General features: G+C 58.8%; 18 protein-coding genes and 3 pseudogenes. All 21 read right to left on the reverse strand.

Annotation, left to right across the window (positions count from 1 at the left end; genetic code table 11):
• Positions 1–504 (reverse strand): annotated as a pseudogene (locus AO388_RS20485) (SGNH/GDSL hydrolase family protein); the annotation flags it as partial.
• A gap of 183 nt (positions 505–687) precedes the next feature.
• A pseudogene (locus AO388_RS20490) lies at positions 688–1,213 on the reverse strand (DUF2514 domain-containing protein).
• A complete protein-coding gene (locus AO388_RS20495) occupies positions 1,210–1,743 on the reverse strand; it encodes a glycoside hydrolase family 19 protein (protein WP_058417015.1) in 534 nt (177 codons plus the stop codon). Before AO388_RS20495 ends, AO388_RS20490 begins: the two are co-directional and overlap by 4 nt.
• Before the next feature lie 62 nt (positions 1,744–1,805).
• On the reverse strand, positions 1,806–2,360 hold the full coding sequence (locus tag AO388_RS20500) for a tail fiber assembly protein (protein ID WP_057405343.1): 555 nt from the start codon (positions 2,358–2,360) through the stop codon (positions 1,806–1,808).
• A gap of 492 nt (positions 2,361–2,852) precedes the next feature.
• Positions 2,853–3,191, reverse strand: a pseudogene (locus AO388_RS27890) (phage tail protein); the annotation flags it as partial.
• Positions 3,192–3,216: 25 nt separating this feature from the next.
• Entirely contained in the window at positions 3,217–3,903 is a 687-nt protein-coding gene (locus AO388_RS20510; protein ID WP_058417017.1) for a hypothetical protein, read from the reverse strand.
• On the reverse strand, positions 3,903–4,211 hold the full coding sequence (locus AO388_RS29725; protein ID WP_005739968.1) for a hypothetical protein: 309 nt from the start codon (positions 4,209–4,211) through the stop codon (positions 3,903–3,905). The genes AO388_RS20510 and AO388_RS29725 overlap by 1 nt, the downstream gene beginning before the upstream one ends.
• An 8-nt stretch (positions 4,212–4,219) precedes the next feature.
• A complete protein-coding gene (locus AO388_RS20520; protein WP_058417018.1) occupies positions 4,220–7,282 on the reverse strand; it encodes a phage tail protein in 3,063 nt (1,020 codons plus the stop codon).
• A complete protein-coding gene (locus tag AO388_RS20525) occupies positions 7,282–7,680 on the reverse strand; it encodes a DUF6950 family protein (protein WP_058417019.1) in 399 nt (132 codons plus the stop codon). The genes AO388_RS20520 and AO388_RS20525 overlap by 1 nt, the downstream gene beginning before the upstream one ends.
• A 2-nt stretch (positions 7,681–7,682) precedes the next feature.
• Positions 7,683–8,285, reverse strand: a complete 603-nt coding sequence (locus tag AO388_RS20530; protein ID WP_003418869.1) for a hypothetical protein — start codon at positions 8,283–8,285, stop codon at positions 7,683–7,685.
• On the reverse strand, positions 8,285–8,869 hold the full coding sequence (locus AO388_RS20535) for a hypothetical protein (protein ID WP_058417020.1): 585 nt from the start codon (positions 8,867–8,869) through the stop codon (positions 8,285–8,287). Before AO388_RS20535 ends, AO388_RS20530 begins: the two co-directional genes overlap by 1 nt.
• Before the next feature lie 21 nt (positions 8,870–8,890).
• A complete protein-coding gene (locus tag AO388_RS20540) occupies positions 8,891–12,295 on the reverse strand; it encodes a phage tail tape measure protein (RefSeq protein ID WP_058417021.1) in 3,405 nt (1,134 codons plus the stop codon).
• Positions 12,296–12,316: 21 nt separating this feature from the next.
• The gene (locus tag AO388_RS20545; protein WP_235811922.1) at positions 12,317–12,493 is read right to left on the reverse strand and encodes a hypothetical protein; all 177 of its coding nucleotides are present in this window, start codon (positions 12,491–12,493) and stop codon (positions 12,317–12,319) included.
• A 65-nt stretch (positions 12,494–12,558) separates the two neighbouring features.
• Positions 12,559–12,894 (reverse strand): hypothetical protein, encoded by a 336-nt coding sequence (locus tag AO388_RS20550; RefSeq protein WP_057434444.1) that lies wholly within the window; start codon positions 12,892–12,894, stop codon positions 12,559–12,561.
• Between the two features lie 11 nt (positions 12,895–12,905).
• Positions 12,906–13,403 carry a hypothetical protein gene (locus tag AO388_RS20555; RefSeq protein WP_020339850.1) on the reverse strand — a complete coding sequence of 166 codons (498 nt, stop codon included), beginning with the start codon at positions 13,401–13,403 and terminating at the stop codon, positions 12,906–12,908.
• Positions 13,404–13,457: 54 nt separating this feature from the next.
• Positions 13,458–13,844 (reverse strand): DUF3168 domain-containing protein, encoded by a 387-nt coding sequence (locus tag AO388_RS20560; protein ID WP_003313676.1) that lies wholly within the window; start codon positions 13,842–13,844, stop codon positions 13,458–13,460.
• The gene (locus AO388_RS20565) at positions 13,837–14,337 is read right to left on the reverse strand and encodes an HK97-gp10 family putative phage morphogenesis protein (protein ID WP_003313677.1); all 501 of its coding nucleotides are present in this window, start codon (positions 14,335–14,337) and stop codon (positions 13,837–13,839) included. Before AO388_RS20565 ends, AO388_RS20560 begins: the two co-directional genes overlap by 8 nt.
• A gap of 3 nt (positions 14,338–14,340) precedes the next feature.
• Positions 14,341–14,505: a hypothetical protein gene (locus AO388_RS29400; RefSeq protein WP_010416569.1), complete on the reverse strand. Its 165-nt coding sequence runs from the start codon at positions 14,503–14,505 to the stop codon at positions 14,341–14,343.
• Between the two features lie 9 nt (positions 14,506–14,514).
• Entirely contained in the window at positions 14,515–14,835 is a 321-nt protein-coding gene (locus tag AO388_RS20570) for a head-tail adaptor protein (RefSeq protein ID WP_058417022.1), read from the reverse strand.
• Positions 14,835–15,134: a head-tail connector protein gene (locus AO388_RS20575; protein WP_003418877.1), complete on the reverse strand. Its 300-nt coding sequence runs from the start codon at positions 15,132–15,134 to the stop codon at positions 14,835–14,837. Before AO388_RS20575 ends, AO388_RS20570 begins: the two co-directional genes overlap by 1 nt.
• Positions 15,135–15,335: a DUF7302 family protein gene (locus AO388_RS20580; RefSeq protein ID WP_016568943.1), complete on the reverse strand. Its 201-nt coding sequence runs from the start codon at positions 15,333–15,335 to the stop codon at positions 15,135–15,137. It abuts the gene before it with no gap.
• Positions 15,336–15,386 lie beyond the last annotated feature (51 nt).

Consider the following 15,386-nt stretch of genomic DNA (forward strand, 5'->3'; position numbering starts at 1 on the left):
CACGAACTGGCTGACATAGTTCAACACCCAGTCTTTGTAAGCGATCGCATCGGTTAGCGCCTGCCCGGTCAGTGCCCTGTTGCCGAAGCGCGGCGTGCCGGTGCCGACGATCAGGTACTTGCCGGGCGTGTTCATGAACGCGGTGACGATCTTCATCACGTTGGCTTTCGTGTCATTGGCTTTCGTGTCGGCCAGGCTCATACCTGCCGTGGTGCTGTCGTTGGTGCGCGACAGCAGCAGCCACAGGTCGGCAGTGGATGACGCAATGCAGGCCGGCAGCCTGGCCAGAAACTGCCCGGTGTGGTCGCCGAGCTTGCCCTGGTTGTCGAGGTAGCTGGGGAATAGACCGGTGCGCGCCGCGATCCAGCCCGCATAACCGTAGGCCTCGGTGCCGAACGCTGTCGCGGCGATGGTATGGCAGTTGCCCGAGAAGCTATCGCCGAGCAGGCCCAGGCCACGCCGGATCGGTTGGCGGCGTGGGATTGGGTTTACCAGAAGGCTCATGCGTAGACCTCAAATGCAGCGCCAGCAGCGGGCACGTAGCGGATCGTCGCGGGCGGAATGCTCAGCTGATAGCCACCGTCTTTCCAGAAGACCCGCCGTTCGCCTTCACTGCCAACGTCACTTTCATCGTGCGGTCGTAGGTTTCTTGCTTCGTTGCTGTCTGCACAGTACTTCCCCGGCGGCCTACGGCCTGGCTTGGTTGGTGGTGTTGGATAGCTCATCGACAAAGCGGTTACACGCCAGGCCGGCTATTCGGGATTCGTCATAATGCCAGCTCTCCCGCTCGCGCGTCAGCCCGGCCGAGCAGGTCGGAGAGCACCATGGCGGCGCGGCTGGCTGCCTTGCCTCGTTCGGCAGCGCCGGTATCGCCGGGGGCGCAACTGGTGGTGGCTGCCAGCTTTCCGGCTTCGACACGCAGCCGGTCGCCAGCAGCGTCAGCGACAGCAGCATCAGTAAGCGCAGCGGTCTGTTCTTGTCTTGCATCGTTTGCCACCTGGTTGGCCGCTTTCTGGCGGCGTTGCTCTTCGGTTCGGTACTCGGTGGTCGTGATGGCCACCGCCTCGGATTGGCTGCTGACTTCCTCGGCCCACTTCGCCTTCCAGGCCAGATCGGTGACGGTCACGCCGTGCAGGTATCCCCCGTACAACGCACCCGCCAGCGCCAGCAGGATCAGCAGCAGGCCGACTGCCTTCCACGGCAGGGCCTTCACGCCAGCACCTCAAGCGCTCGGGCGTACAGCGCCTGCCGATCAGCCAAGCCGTTCGTGCCGCCGTTGATGCGCTTAGTGATGGTCAGGAAGTCACCCTTGTCGGCCAGCGTATTGAGCGCGGCCCGGTGCCAAAACCACGCCGCCGACATCGCGGCGTGCTGCGCCAGCTCGAGCAATTCGGGGTGGTTGATCAGGTCCAGGCCCAGCGCTTCGCCGCACGCCTCGTAATTGGCACGGCCCGTCACCTGGATCAGGCCACGGCCACGGTATTTCGAGCCGTCACCCGCAACGGTGTTGCCAAGGTCCTCGCGGCCCTCGTACCCCAGCTGCTGCGTAGTCGGTCCCCATATCTCGCGCACGTAACGCAGCTGACCGGACTCATGGCCTACCTGGGCAATGAATGCCGCGATGCGCAGCGGTGTCACGATCTGGTACTTGCTCATAGCCGTGTTCAGGACAGGTGCAAAAACGCCGGCTCTCTGGCCGGCGTTCGGGAGGATCTGCAGCAGCTGCTGCGCTGTGATAGACATTCGATTTTCTCCAGGCGAAAAAAATACCCGCTCAATGGCGGGCTTGGATGTTTTAGCGAGGCTTAGATGGGGACCTCTGGCCAGTCGATGCTGTGTGGATAGCCTGCTTGCTCAGATATCCGACTGAGCAGCAGGCGGTATTTTTTCCAGGCATTCAAAGACAATGCTTCTTGCTCGGTCGCCTCCCCGATGTCGAATGCATCTTGTAGGGGGGCCATCGCAAAGTCAGCGGCCGCTCTAAGCTTCTGACTCTGGATGATTACCGTTTCAGCAGGATCGGTATCTAATTGGTCGGGTTCTCGAATGTCAGGAATCGGCAGATCATCAACTGCGACATGAAGTGTAATGCTATGCAGAAGATCGGCAGGCGTGCCTTCTTTGGTAACAAACACATTGAGTACATCGTCCTCATAGCGAATGTTTACCTCTGCTCCCACATCCATTTGGTTGATCACATATCCCCAGCCTAGCGGCGGCGGAGCCATTCCCAAGGTCCCCAGAACCCTATAGTGCCCCACTTCCCTATGCTCGGTGGTAACACTGCCTACGCCCAAGCTGACAATGTCTATCAGCTCTCCATTGGAACCAAGGATATTTATTGCTGCGCGAGTTGCCATTTAGATTGCCTTTAAAGTTCCATCAGATGAGCGCATAGTATTTTTGGTTGTATACACCTCACACTCACTAGAATAATTATTATCATGGCGTGCCCTAATCCACATTCGAGGCCAAGCCGAACTCACGTTATAGGCTTGCATTACTATCATGCTTTTTCGGGTTTCAATCCCCATGGATAATACGTTGAACCACGCAGGCATAGAACCACCGCCGGCGTCGGGAGTTGTTCCGGTCCAATCCGCCCTTTGATAGGCTCCCATCGTTCCACAAGGTTTGTTGTTGTGGTCGACAGATGTCAGGGGGGCGTCATAGCCCAAGCCGGAGCTGATTAATCTTGCCTGTATTTTACCAATGGCTGTCAGTACAGAGTCACCGGCCGACACCGATGAGGCGTCCGCAGAGGAAAAACCTGTTAGAGGCGTCCCCCTTACCCTCGCTTCCGTGAAATATTTAGCAGCACCTTCGGGCAATCCATCCGTATTTGTAATACCAAGTGCCGCCCTTACTCCTGCCAATGTGCCAGAAGTACCCAGCACCGCAAGCGTAGAGCCGAACTGATTGACCAACGCCCGAAGTGCATCAGCAGAATCCTTGACGTAGCCCTGCATCGGAGCAAGCGCGTACCCACCTGCGTTGTTGGTGGCGCCCTGATAGTTCGGCGCGATCGACATCGCGGTATTGCTGGCGATGTTGGTCACCTCATACCAGCCACCATCAGGCCCGCGAAAGCCATCACCTACCCGGCTGTTTGCAATGAATGCGGTATTGCTGCCAATGACCGCGTTCGAATTTTGGGTGACGGAAACCGTACCCGACTTGTACCAAGGCATGATGTTTACTCAATAAATTGATGGATCAGACGTTCATCTTTGCAAAGACTGCTGGCAGAAAAAATGCTGTCGGATTAGCTGGCGCAGTGGTGATTGCATAAAGCTTATTATTCGGAAAGTCCCACCAGCAATACAGCCCTCTTGATATCCCACTACCCGAGTTCAGCCCCATTCCGAACGAGTTAATAAGTAGATATTCGTTCTCGGGAAAATTAAAAGGCACCGAGTAATAGCAGCGAACAAAGTTTTGCGAAGAATAATCGTACCGCTCATAACTCCAGTTTTGAAACGCGCGGGTAAAGTTTGCGCTCGGCGTTCCAGAATCAAATAGCAGATTTGTCGCGCCATCCCATAGACGCATGCCGTAATCCGCCACCGGCTGCGCCGAAAACTGCGCGACAAAATATCGCCCATTGGGTTGCGCGGTATTCACGTCATACGCTCGGACGTAGAACCCTGTCCAGTTACCAGCCGACCCCACAAGACGCATCATGCAAAGACCTGCAACTGCATTCACAGTATCAGGCCTAACGAACACCAAGGGCGGTTCTTGGGATGTAACAGGCCGAGGAAAGTAAGTGGTCGAGCCAAGCCCGCTTTCCTCGGTGGGCTGATAACGCCCGGAAGCAATAACCATCAGCCTCGCGTATTGCGAGTCAAGCACCACCACATTGCTGTTATTGGAAAACTCCAGTCCGTATGCTTCCGCCATTATGAAAACCTCATAACGATTAGGCGCATGGTTCCCGAGGAAACCGTGCTTGATCCATAAGTTCTGGTGTGGTTGTAGACCCTCGCGACACCGTCAACGAGTTCTGTTTCATGCTGCCTTTGATTACTGTCATAGGTGCCGGCCGGGATCACTATTGCCACGCCGTTCCCCGGCCCCACTCCAGGCACAGCAAAGTCTTGGCTGGTCTTTGTGGAGCCGGAGAACGTGACAAGCGTCGACAGTACAACCCGGATCGTGAATGAATTCTCGTCCAACTGGAGCGCAGCATCTGCGCCCCACACCCTCATTCCGTTGCTCATTCACTGAGGTCTCCGAGCTGCACGCGCTTGACGTTGTTGGTGTCGTAGACGCGAACCGAACGATTGGTAACTACCAACCTGCCGCCGCCAGCGCCTGATCCGTTGATCTCGAGCGTCCCGTCCTTGCGCAGAATCCACCCACGCTGCCCAGCCACATAGTCAGTCGAGCTGATGTAACTCCCGATCTTGGCGTTGGTGATCGTGCCATCCATGATGAACGTAGGGCCGAGGAAAAGCTGGCCGTTCTGGGCAACAAAAGGTGTCGATATAGCCCCGCCCGCCATTGAGTTAACGATGGCAAATCGATCAGCGCTTACCAAAAACTGGCTTTGCAGACCTGCCTCGGTGTTCTCAATACCAAAGCCGAAGCCCGCCGCCACATAACGTCCGTCCTGCGTGACCTGCATTTTCACAGACCACATCGTGCTCAGCTTTCCTGCAGTGTCCGCATAAGCGGTAGCGGTTTGCTGAATCGCTGCTGTGTTCTGGGCAGCGGCATTATTTGCAGATGCGACCGAGGCCGAAAGCTGTTGAAGCGAGCTTGCGGTAGATGCCTGGTTGGTGCTGACTACCTCACGCAGATCAGTGACCTGGCTGGTGTTTGCACCCACCGTGGCCGTCAGTTGCGTTATTGTTCGTGCCGTGGCTTCGTTCTGAGCGGCGCGGGTAACAGCCTCCTGAACAATGCTGGCCGCACTGTTGTAGCCCTTCAGCGCATCCGCCAGAGCGCCCTCTCCGTCATCCTCACGATACGCGGCCCGCAGCGCCTGCATGTTCGACGCCTGGGCAGTAACGACGCCATTCAACTCATTGATTTCGGTAGTGTGGGTCTGAACCTGAGCAGCCAAGCCGTTGGCCGTCTCTAGCAGAGTTCCGACGTCCTCCCAGTAAGCGACGTTCGGTGGCGGCGTTCCTTTGGGCACTGCCTGTTCAGCCTGATAGATCCGGCCATCGTCCACGACCATCTGACCTTTTTCATATGTCTCGTCTGGGTCGTAGGCCTTGAGTCCGTCTAGCGCATTGATCTGGTCTTGCAACTGCTCGATCAGCTCGATCTTTTTCAGCAGCTTCTGTCCGAGTTCGGTTTCGGTGATCTTCCCGGCTAGAGCCGCCAGGTAAGCCGAGACGTCGTTCGACGTTGAGGCTGGCACATAGAGGAAAGCACTCTTCCCGTATGCATTGGACGATCGGATGAAATAGTAATAGTTGGTGTAAAACGCCAGGCCATTGTGAGTGAACGACAAGCCCTGCCCAAGATACTCGGCCGTGCCTGATGTGGCCTTCGGATTGGTGCTGAAAAAATACTCGTAGGTGCCGCCGTTCAGCGCGTGATTCGGGTTTTGAGGAATCAGCACGATGCTGTCGAGCGAGGACTGCACTACGCACGATTCCGGTATTGGCGGCCCCTGAATGCCCACCGATATCGTCGCCTCGCCGGACCTGGCCATAGGCCCCAGAGCAGCCACACTCATTGTGTACGCACCGGACGGCAGACCATTGATAGCCAGCGTGTTGGCAGTGGAAGGCACAGAGCGCGACTGCACAGCATTCCCGCCCTGGCGAACCGTGACCACATACGAGGTGACGATGCCCTGCGGTCGTACCCACGACAGCACGCCCTGCACCACCTCAGCAACATCGCCAGCTGCCCACGCAAGCCCGGTGGGCGACCCAAGCCCGCCGCTTGGCAGGTTGATGAAGCCCAGCGGGTTGTAAGGCTGGCCCACGGCGTCATCAAAGATTGCCGCCTCGTATTGCTTGACCTGGACAGTGCAGCCTTCGTTATCACCCATCGACCAGTCAGAGACGATGAATTCGCCAAAGATGTTCAGCGATGGCAGGTTGACGAGGACTACGCGGCCGGGGCGGCAGTTGTAGCCTGAAAAGTTCATCGGCAGGCTGATCGCCCCGCCTGCCCGGCGTTGGCGTAACGCGATGTTTGCCAAGCGCTGAGGCTGGTACGCGTCGTCCACATACGGGAACGTCATCGTTTCCGCAGCTTCGCCACCGTCCTCAAGAATCCATTCGGAAACGCTGACCTCGGGGTAATCCGTCTCGGTCCAGGACTGCTCAGGATCGATGAATGTGCCGCGCACCGTGTTGATGGCGGAATCGTTGGTAGATTCGGTGCTGCCGGACACGGTGCCGATGATCATGTCTTCGGTGATCTCGAAGTCATACGGACCGTAATAGGCACCAGCCTGGAGCATCCAGCGGCCGCCGACGCGGATCAGCTTACCGGCGCATGACGCTTCCAGCTTCTGCAACACGCCCGGACGCTGCTCGTCGGCACCGATCACGCAGGAGGTACGATAGCGCTGGCTGACTGAGCCATCGGCATTCGTCAGTGTTTCATCGCAGACGTTTGCCGCACTCGCGAAGGTCTCAAAAATGATCTCGTCGTCCGGGACGTTGCAACGGTTACGCAGGAACCAGAGGATGTGCAGCGCGGTGTTGGTGGTGTAGATGTTGTTGCCGGTGCGTGGGTCGTAAATGTCGTTTCGCCCTCGTAGCACAGCGCGCATTTCCGGAATTCCCGACGGAAATTTCTCAGCGCTGTACTTCAGAGTGATGCGCAGGAACGATAGGCCACGCCCGATCTGACTGTCTTTCCAGTCGGGACAGTTGGCCTTCAGAAACGGGTTAACTTCTGTCGGATTGACGATCAGTTCATAGCTGGCGAACTCGCCGTATGTGCTGATTTCCTCTTCGCCAAGGTAGATATTTTCAATCCCGTCTACCGCGCCCTCGCACAGCACGTAGACCAAGTGCAACAGCTCGCCCTCGGTTGCGGTACCAGACTGCTCCTGAGCCCAGACCAATACGCCACCAGTCGACACCCGACCGAGGATGTAACGAACGGGGGCTTTCGACGAGCGTACGGTCTGAGCGGAGGGCTCGTTGTCGCGCAGCGGTGAGTTTGTGTTGAGCTTTTCTTGCTGGGATGCCGCGTAAAACGCCAGGCCAGCGCCGATAGCAGCGCCCACCGGGCCGCCTTGAACGAAACCAATCACAGCGCCAACGGCGACCTGGGCAATCTTTTTAACGCCACTGGGCATTATTCAACCCTCCACGCCGCGAGCGGCTCACACACAACTCGGGCAACGCCGTCATCGGTCGTTGCCCAGTAATCACCCGCCCAGAACACGGCCATGCTGCGACCTGCCGGTGCTTCGTACATCACGACATCGCCGCGCTGGATGAACGGGACGGCAACCCTTGCAAAGCAGGCATCCCATGCAGCTTCCAGGCTGCCGTGACGCTTCTTCAGCGCACGCTTGGCGCCCGCCTCGGTCTTGTAGGCGCCACGGTATTGCTCTGCGGGATCAACACCGCACACGGCGCTCGAGCAGTCGGCGGCGAACAGGCAACAGTCAAATTCGCCCCACGAAAAAGGCCGCCCTTGGGCAGCCTTGATTACTTCGTGCAGACGCGTGGTCCAGTCTCGATGGCGCATAGCTAATTTCCGTAGGTGAAGGTCGGCGCATCCTTGGCAGACCCCCAATAGATGGGCCATTCGGACATTTGCGCGATTGCGTAGAAGAATCGGTCGCCCTGGTGCCGGGCGCGGTGGTTTTCGTCCGTCCAGCGCTCAGTGCCGGTGCGGCTCCATTCGGCCATACGGTCGATGACCGGGACAGTGATTGTGTTGCCTTCCTGGCCATTCCCTGCGAACGAGAATTTGGCGGCGTCCATGCGGCCGGAAAACAGAATGTCGGCGGCGTAGTTACCAGCCTCGTCGAACACTACGAAGATGACCTTGGCCATTCGGCCCCGGCAACCGCGCACGTTGGTTTCAGAAAGGATGTATGAGTCCAGCCCGCTCAGCGTCAGATCCACCGACATGGGCGAGCCTGAGTTGTCGCTTTCTTTCGACTGGCTGACCTGACCGAAATTGCCCACGCCTTCGTAGGTGATACCGTCGACGACCAGCTCGCCGGTTCCGGTGTGAGCGAAAACCATGCCGTCGGCGAAGTCCAGCTGCACGGCGTAGACCGGCATGAATTTGCCAGTGGCGATGATATCCACCACGCGCTGACTAAAAGGAAATGCTGAGGGCATCAGAACGCCTCCCTGAATTGCAAAGTGCTGTTGGATACCAACGGATCTTGAACCACCTGATGGGTATCGTCTAAACGGCGCATCTCCGAGTAGGGATTGCGATATTCAACGTGCGTGCCCACGGTCAGCGTTTTTCGGATGCGCTTGTTGAGCGAAACTTGCACCATGCCCTCCGCGGTCGAACTGGCACCCTCTATCACCTCGAACATTTCACCGCCAACAGTGATGTAGTCACCCATTGAAAACACCTTGGCGCTGGGTATCACGCCGCCGATGGTCATAAACGTGGCTTGAGAAAAACCTGACACCACTACCGCATCACCGATATCGTCGACTCGGGTACGGGTGATAGCGGGAATATTCACAGTCCCATACATGCCCTGCAGCTTCCCGATCAGCGAGGTGAGCTGTCGCTCGTCCTCATCAAACAGCACGCCGAAGGTCATCGTGCATATCCAGTACGCGCCGGGGTAGCCAAGGATTTGTTGTGAGTTAGACAGAATGGAAGTGAATGCGCGGTTGTTGTAAGTGACACCCCATGTTGTTTGCGATGGCTCAAGCGATTCAGGCCAATCGTGCGCCATGACGCCTCCTTATGCTGGTACTCAGCGGTTGATCAGTTGCCGGGCTGGCCCGTTGGTTTTGAAATCGTTAAGCACCATTTGATATGCCGCCTGTGCGCCCTCCTGGGCTGCGCGCCGAACCTCGGCTCTCGATACGGCGTCAGCGTTGCCCTGGAAGGTGAAGTTCTGGGTAACGCTGCCCAGAGCGGTCGAGGTTGTCGCCGTACTACCGCCAGCTGCATCACCGCCTACCATGCGGACACCCAACGAGCCGTCGGCAGCCCGCGTCAGGGGCATGATCGCCTCTGGCCCCGCCTCGCCCGCCATGCCGGTCTTGCCGCCAGCCATACCGAAAAGCGTCGGGGTGTTGACGATGGAGTTGGTGAAGGCGGCGCCCTTGGCGAACTTCTGAACGCCTCGATCCCAGACACCGCCATCAGCCTGAAACACCGAGGCGATACCTGATCCCAGGCCGCTACTGGCAAAAGATGACACGGCGCCGACCAGCGCCTTGCGCACCTGGATGCGGATCAAGTCATCGACGATGGAGTCAGCCAGGCTTTTGAACGACAGCTTTCCGGTTTTGACGAACTCGGTTAGAACATCCTCGGCGCCGTCGAAAGCGTCAGAAATCAGCGACTGGGTCTGTCCGGCGATATTGGCGACGTCGTCCCGGTAGTTCTGCCACGCAGCTTTAGCACCGTTGGTCCAATCACCTTGCGCCTGATCCACCTTTTTCCAGCCGTCCTGCATTGCTTGTGCGGTCTTAGCGCCGTATTGCTGAGTCAAGGCGATCTGTCTTTCCAGGTCCTGACGTTGCTTGTCCGTCGTGGCAGTTGCCAGAGTTTCACGCAACGCTAGTACCTTGTTGTTGGTGTCCTGTTCCAACGACAAACGAGCCTGCGCCCGCTCAGCTTCTTTGCTACCCATGCCGACTGCTGAGGCTGTCTGCTGGTAAGACGCGGTAGCAATAGCGAGCTGACGTTGTAGGTCGGCCTCGTACTTCATGGCTTCAGCCATCCCATTGGCGGACGCCACGGTCTGGTCATACTGCTGTTTCAGCCATTGCAGGCCTTTGCCGTACTCTTCCGTGGAAATCTTCCCGGACTTGTAAAGCAGCCGAAGTTCATCGGTTTTTTTCGACTGTTCATCTGCCGCTGCACTGACCGGATCGAAGCTTTCCTTGAGCTTGGCGTAGGCATCAGCAGCGGTCTTGAGCTGCTGCTCAAGTTTGTTCTGGGCCTCTTTATGTTTTTGCGCTGACTCTGTCGCAGACTTGTCCGCGTCCTTCTGGGCGTCGTAGGCCTTGGCGGTGTCGCGGATCTGCTTGGCGAGCGCGCCCTGCGGATCGATCTTGTTTTCGGTTATGAACCGGTCGGCTTCCTCGAGCTTCGTCTTGTCCTTGAGCGAGTGAATCTGCTTTTCCAGCGTCTGCTGGAAGTTCTTGCCGGCATTCTCGGCGGCAATATCGACTTTATTCTTTTCCTTCGTGCTCTCGGTGCTGCCGTCGAGCTGCTTGGTGTACAGCGCTTGGCGTGCCGCGAGCAGGTCGGTATTAACGTCGAGCGTGCTGACCGCTTCGGACTGTTTGACCCAGCCGTCGAGCTGTTTTTGAGGAATGCCAAGCTGTTGGCCAACCTTGAGAATCGTGTCGGACAGCGGCTGTCCGGCCTTCCTCGCTTCCTCCATGCTGCTTGCCAACGTCGCAAACTGTTTGCCGCCGGCTTCGCTGGAGCGCGGCCCGATGAGCGCACGCTGCATCGACGTGCGCAGGCCCTCGAATGCATCTGCGGCTTCCTTGGCCGAGTCGCGTTGCTGCTCGGTGACACGCACCAGTGCGCCCTGCTGCTGGTCGCGGGTCAGCTGAGCGAATTCCTTGCGCACCTCTTCGACCGACCGTTTCAGATCGTTTACGTCTGTGCGTGCGGTCTGGGCATTGGACCCCATGGCCAGGAACGCCACGCCGACGCCGATCGCCAGCGCCGCGATCCCGGCCGGGCCACCCAGCAGCGCCAGCAGGGACGAGCTCGCCCGCGCCAGCACGTTCTTGGCCGCTGCGGCCTGAGCCTGGGCTGCAGCGTTGGCGACCGTAGCCGCCGTGTCGCGCGCCATGGCAGACGAAGACGCCGCAGTAGCGATTGCCAGCCGCTGGGTGGCAGCCGCTGCGGCCGTCTTGGCTGCTGCAAGTTCGACATCCATGGCGGCCAGCGCGGCGGTGTATCGCGTCTCTTCCACCGTGCCGACGGCCAGACTAGCCTGATAGGCAAGCGCCTGGCGCGAGGCCTGCACCTGGGCGAGCCGCGCGATTGTCTCAGCTTCCAACGCCTGAGCGGCCGAGTATGCCGCGACTGATTCGCGTAGCTTGGCAGCAGAAGACGCTGCCGACGCCGCCGTTTCCTCGGCCTTGGCAATGGCAGAAGCTTTGGTGGTGGCAATGTTGGTGAGCATCGCCTTGGTAGCCGTCGCAGACGATGCGACCGCATCAATGGCGAACTTGGCGAAAGCCGCCGCCATCTTGCCGCCCAGGGCTGCGACCAGTACATCCACGTTCTCGGCCAGAAAACTGATCGTCTCGCCCAGACGCTTAGCGCCGCCGTTGTCGCTCAGGCCCTGTAGAGACTTGGTGATGCTCTCTATACCTGGCAGCAGGCCGATGGTGATCTGGTTGGCCGCCCCGGAGAAGGTTGCTTTCAAACCCGAAATTGCCTGCCCCGCGGCGACGAGACGGTTGATGTTGAATTCAGAAATGATGTTGCCCGTGCGATCTGCCTGATCACCCCAATCCTTGAAGCCTTTGCCGTTGTTTCGCAACAACGGAATAAGCGCCGTAGATTCGTCACCCATTGCCTCCATGAAGGTCGTGAGCTGCTGCTGATTCGCTCCGGCTTTTTCAAGAGATGTGTAATAGAGCTGCAAAGCCTGTGGCCCGGACAGATTGGCAAATTGCTCCCTTGCCACCCCCACACTTGGCGCAATCTCTTTGAAGAAATCAGCCATCTCGCCGCCACCACGCTGCAGGAATTCTCCGACGCGGTCATTGGTATCCTTGAAGATGTCGGCCAGCTTGTCCTGCTCTATGCCAACAGTCTTCGCGCCGTAGCTCATGCGCTGGAAGTCTTCGACCGTGGTATTCGATAGCGCGGAAAGGTTCTTGACCTCTTTCGCGTAATCGATGGTGCTGGTCGTCAGCGCCACCAACCCAGCGATCGAACCAGCAGCGGCCAGGTTACCGGCGCCGATCTGATCGAATGCTGATGTGACCGCACGGCCCACCGTTTGGGCGCTGGCGTTCACTCGGTCGAAAGCGTTGTCGATCCGTCCCAGGCTTTGATCGATGTTATGAGCTGTGCTCGACACCGAGCCTTCCGAGCGGGTCAGCTCCTGGCGCAGTTGCGCCGTGGTGGCTTCGATGCGGACCAGCATGCCTTGGACGTCGGTATCGGCCACGTGTAGAACTCCGGAAAAACGTTATGTGCTGCCCTTGCCGGTGAGCGCCATGCGCAGCTTCTGCGCGACAGTCGTCAGTTTGGGTTTGGATTGGGGGCTGGACTGGGTGCTGCTGGGGAATGGGCTGGTCATCCGTGCCCACTCGATCTTCGCGTCCATAGCGAGGAACAGTTCGGGCAACGAGGTATGCCAAGCCACTTGCGGTGACCAACCGAGCCAGCCGGTGGCCACCGCATAAAGCCGATCGACGTAGCTCCCCGCCTCTACGGCGCTGACTCCATCGGCTGCTCCTTTCCCGGCTCACCACCGCGCGGGTTGTACAGGGCTGCCAGGTAATCGTTAAGTTGCGGGGTCATGTCTGCTACGCCCGCCTGCCATACCGCCTCTGCCAGGCCTTCCGTCTGCTTTTCAGTCAGGTTGGCACCGGCAGCGATGATCAGCGCGGCGCCGTCCACGCTGACCTGATGCAGCGCGCTGGCTGCGCCTCGGAGTCCGCCGAAACGCGCCTCGATAGCACGGACGGCAGCCAGGGTCGGCCGCAGTTGGTAGGTGGCCCCGCCAATGACCAGATCGATGTTGCCGTGCAATGTCTTGCTCATGGTTCACCCGATCAGGCGGCAGGGCCGGCAGCGATTTCGAGGACATCGGAGTTGATGCCCATGGTGATGTTACGGCGCACGACGTTGTCCGCTGCGCCAGGCGCAACGGTGTTGTTCATCACCTTCACGCGGAAGTAGAAGGTGGTCGGCAGCACGGCAGGCGTTGCTGTCGCGTCACCGTCGTTCAGCGTGACCTTGATGTTGTAATCGCCCTTGGAGCGGTCCTTGTGGGCAACCTTCACGGCCTTTTGGCCTGCGTCGCCGTTGTCCAGACCGACAGTCAGCGTCATGTCGCCAGCGTCGGCAGTACCCTTGTACTTGCGCACGCGGCCATCCTTCAGCGACGTGAAGGTCACCGAACTGAAGGTGTCGCCAAACTCGCCCAGGTCTTCGATTTCGCCAACGTCGACGTATACGTCCTGTTTGTAATCGGCTTCTGTATCGGCGCCGGTCTTGGTGCCGAGGCCAAGTCGGCAGCCTGCAGCGGTGTTCAAATTGTCGTCGGCCATGGAAATTCCTCCAAAAGGCACATTGGATAAAGCCGCGAAGCGGCAGATGTTGAATCAGTGAGTGGTGATGACGCGGACCGTGATAGCGCCCATGTACGTGACGCCGTCTGCATCACGCTGTGAGTCGGCGCGCTCAACGCGTACAGACACTGCCCTGCCAACTTCCAGCGGCAAGGGGCGCTCATCCAACGCGGCGGTTACCTCAGCGTTAATGCGCTTGACCTCGGCCTGGCCGTGAGCATCTGACCAGACGGTAAGGTAGAGCAGGCGCTGTTGACGCTTGCGCCCGGCGATAGGACTGGTGTTGGTCGAGATTTCGCGGTCGATGGAGACATACGGCATAGGCGTGTCCAGCGGTGCACCATCGTAAATGGGGCATGACACCTCGGCCTGTAGCCGCTCGAAAAGTGCGACCTGCAGGGCAACGGACGGATCAGCCATCGTTTCCTCCCTGGCTGGCCTTCTTCAGCGTTCGATTCACGGCGGCGCGGATGTCTGCCATCACCACCTCCCGGTTCACGTCCAGCGAAGGCCGCAACCACGGATGAGCCGGCAGCGCAGGTATGCTCGGGTACTTGCCGAAAAACGTGGAGCCGTCCGACTTATTCTTGACCGAGCGACTACGGTTGCCCGCGCGCTTTTTCCCGTCGTAGCCCTTGGTGCCATATTCCAGAAACCGCAGGTAAAAGAATCGGCGGTTGTCCTTTTTGCCACGAATGCCGATCTGCGCATCCAACCCACTTTTGGAGACAAACGCCTTCAGGGCGCCAGCCGCTTCGCCAGTGTCCCGAGGGATGGTCGACTTCATGGTGGCCAGGATCTTGTTGGCGGCCTCCTGCATGGCCGGGCGCAGCTCGTTATCCACGTTCTGATGAATGTTGCGCAGCGTCCGGCGTAGCTTGAAGTCGCCGGACATACGGGACCGGCGCGCCATGGGTTACTCCTTTGCCTTGTCGGCTTTCGGCGCCGGGGTGTTCTTGACCTCTTCGGCCAGGCCTCGCTCAATCAGAGACTTTGCCGTAGCAGCGTCCACGGTGAATTCATCGCCTGTAGTCCGCTCGCCTACGGCGCCGGAGATGTTGGCAAGTGCTCTAACGTTCATGGGATTTCCTCAAGGGTTGGGGACATTGGTGCAGAGCAGACGGAGCATTGAAAGCTCGTTGTCTGGCAGTGCAGCCACAATCAGATAGGTGACGCCTCTGTTCACCAGGCGGCAGCCTGCAACCAGATCCGGCCGAGGCCTCACCCGGACTTCCGCGGTAACCACCGCTGCAAGCTTTTCAGCAACGGCCTCGATGCGCCCGGTAGGCAGCGTGATCTCGGCCCAAAGCTGGCCGGACTCTATCCAGGTGTCGTCAAAACCACCGGTTCGATTCTTGACCCGCGCAGGCTTGTAGAGCGTAGGACGGTGTCGCATTGAGCCTGCTCTCATCAGAATCGCTTCCTGTACCAAAGCAGGCGGTCTACCGCCAGCGGCACCTCAGCAGGCGCGCCTCCAATAACGACGGCTTCGCGGTTTGCATACCAGTGACCGACCATCAGCAATACGGCCTGCACGACGTCCGGGGTAAAACCCATCTGCTCTGGTCCGGCCGGATTTCCCTCGACCAGCTCCCGGTCACAGTGCATGGCGACGTGAGACTTGGCCGCCTCGAAGTAGCCAGCAATGAGCGTGTCTTCCTCTTCACCGTCCACCTTGAGGTGCAGCTTCACGCGTGCCAGGTCGATCATTTACTTGTTCTCTTCGGGCTTGGCCTGCTTGGTGGTCTTGGGAGCGGTTTTGCCGTCAACCTCCGTAGCCAAACCTTTGCCTACCAGGGTGTGCCCGTATTCATCGCTAACGTCGAACTCTTCGCCAGCGCGGGCCTGGCCCGTAGCGTTTTTCAACTCTGCCTGGATGCCCTTAAAGCCCCACAGCGCTCGAATTTTCATATTCGTTATCCATAAAAAAAGGGCCGTCAGGCCCTTGTGAATGAAGTGCTG

Origin of the sequence: Pseudomonas sp. ICMP 10191, assembly GCF_001467335.1 — a bacterium.
Taxonomy (GTDB): domain Bacteria; phylum Pseudomonadota; class Gammaproteobacteria; order Pseudomonadales; family Pseudomonadaceae; genus Aquipseudomonas; species Aquipseudomonas cerasi.

Coding starts and splice junctions, on each gene's coding strand:
- AO388_RS20495 (WP_058417015.1), bottom strand. CDS start 1,743: ATGTCTATCACAGCGCAGCAGCTGCTGCAGATCCTCCCGAACGCCGGC.
- AO388_RS20500 (WP_057405343.1), bottom strand. CDS start 2,360: ATGGCAACTCGCGCAGCAATAAATATCCTTGGTTCCAATGGAGAGCTG.
- AO388_RS20510 (WP_058417017.1), bottom strand. CDS start 3,903: ATGGCGGAAGCATACGGACTGGAGTTTTCCAATAACAGCAATGTGGTG.
- AO388_RS29725 (WP_005739968.1), bottom strand. CDS start 4,211: ATGAGGGTGTGGGGCGCAGATGCTGCGCTCCAGTTGGACGAGAATTCA.
- AO388_RS20520 (WP_058417018.1), bottom strand. CDS start 7,282: ATGCCCAGTGGCGTTAAAAAGATTGCCCAGGTCGCCGTTGGCGCTGTG.
- AO388_RS20525 (WP_058417019.1), bottom strand. CDS start 7,680: ATGCGCCATCGAGACTGGACCACGCGTCTGCACGAAGTAATCAAGGCT.
- AO388_RS20530 (WP_003418869.1), bottom strand. CDS start 8,285: ATGCCCTCAGCATTTCCTTTTAGTCAGCGCGTGGTGGATATCATCGCC.
- AO388_RS20535 (WP_058417020.1), bottom strand. CDS start 8,869: ATGGCGCACGATTGGCCTGAATCGCTTGAGCCATCGCAAACAACATGG.
- AO388_RS20550 (WP_057434444.1), bottom strand. CDS start 12,894: ATGAGCAAGACATTGCACGGCAACATCGATCTGGTCATTGGCGGGGCC.
- AO388_RS20555 (WP_020339850.1), bottom strand. CDS start 13,403: ATGGCCGACGACAATTTGAACACCGCTGCAGGCTGCCGACTTGGCCTC.
- AO388_RS20560 (WP_003313676.1), bottom strand. CDS start 13,844: ATGGCTGATCCGTCCGTTGCCCTGCAGGTCGCACTTTTCGAGCGGCTA.
- AO388_RS20565 (WP_003313677.1), bottom strand. CDS start 14,337: ATGGCGCGCCGGTCCCGTATGTCCGGCGACTTCAAGCTACGCCGGACG.
- AO388_RS29400 (WP_010416569.1), bottom strand. CDS start 14,505: ATGAACGTTAGAGCACTTGCCAACATCTCCGGCGCCGTAGGCGAGCGG.
- AO388_RS20570 (WP_058417022.1), bottom strand. CDS start 14,835: ATGAGAGCAGGCTCAATGCGACACCGTCCTACGCTCTACAAGCCTGCG.
- AO388_RS20575 (WP_003418877.1), bottom strand. CDS start 15,134: ATGATCGACCTGGCACGCGTGAAGCTGCACCTCAAGGTGGACGGTGAA.
- AO388_RS20580 (WP_016568943.1), bottom strand. CDS start 15,335: ATGAAAATTCGAGCGCTGTGGGGCTTTAAGGGCATCCAGGCAGAGTTG.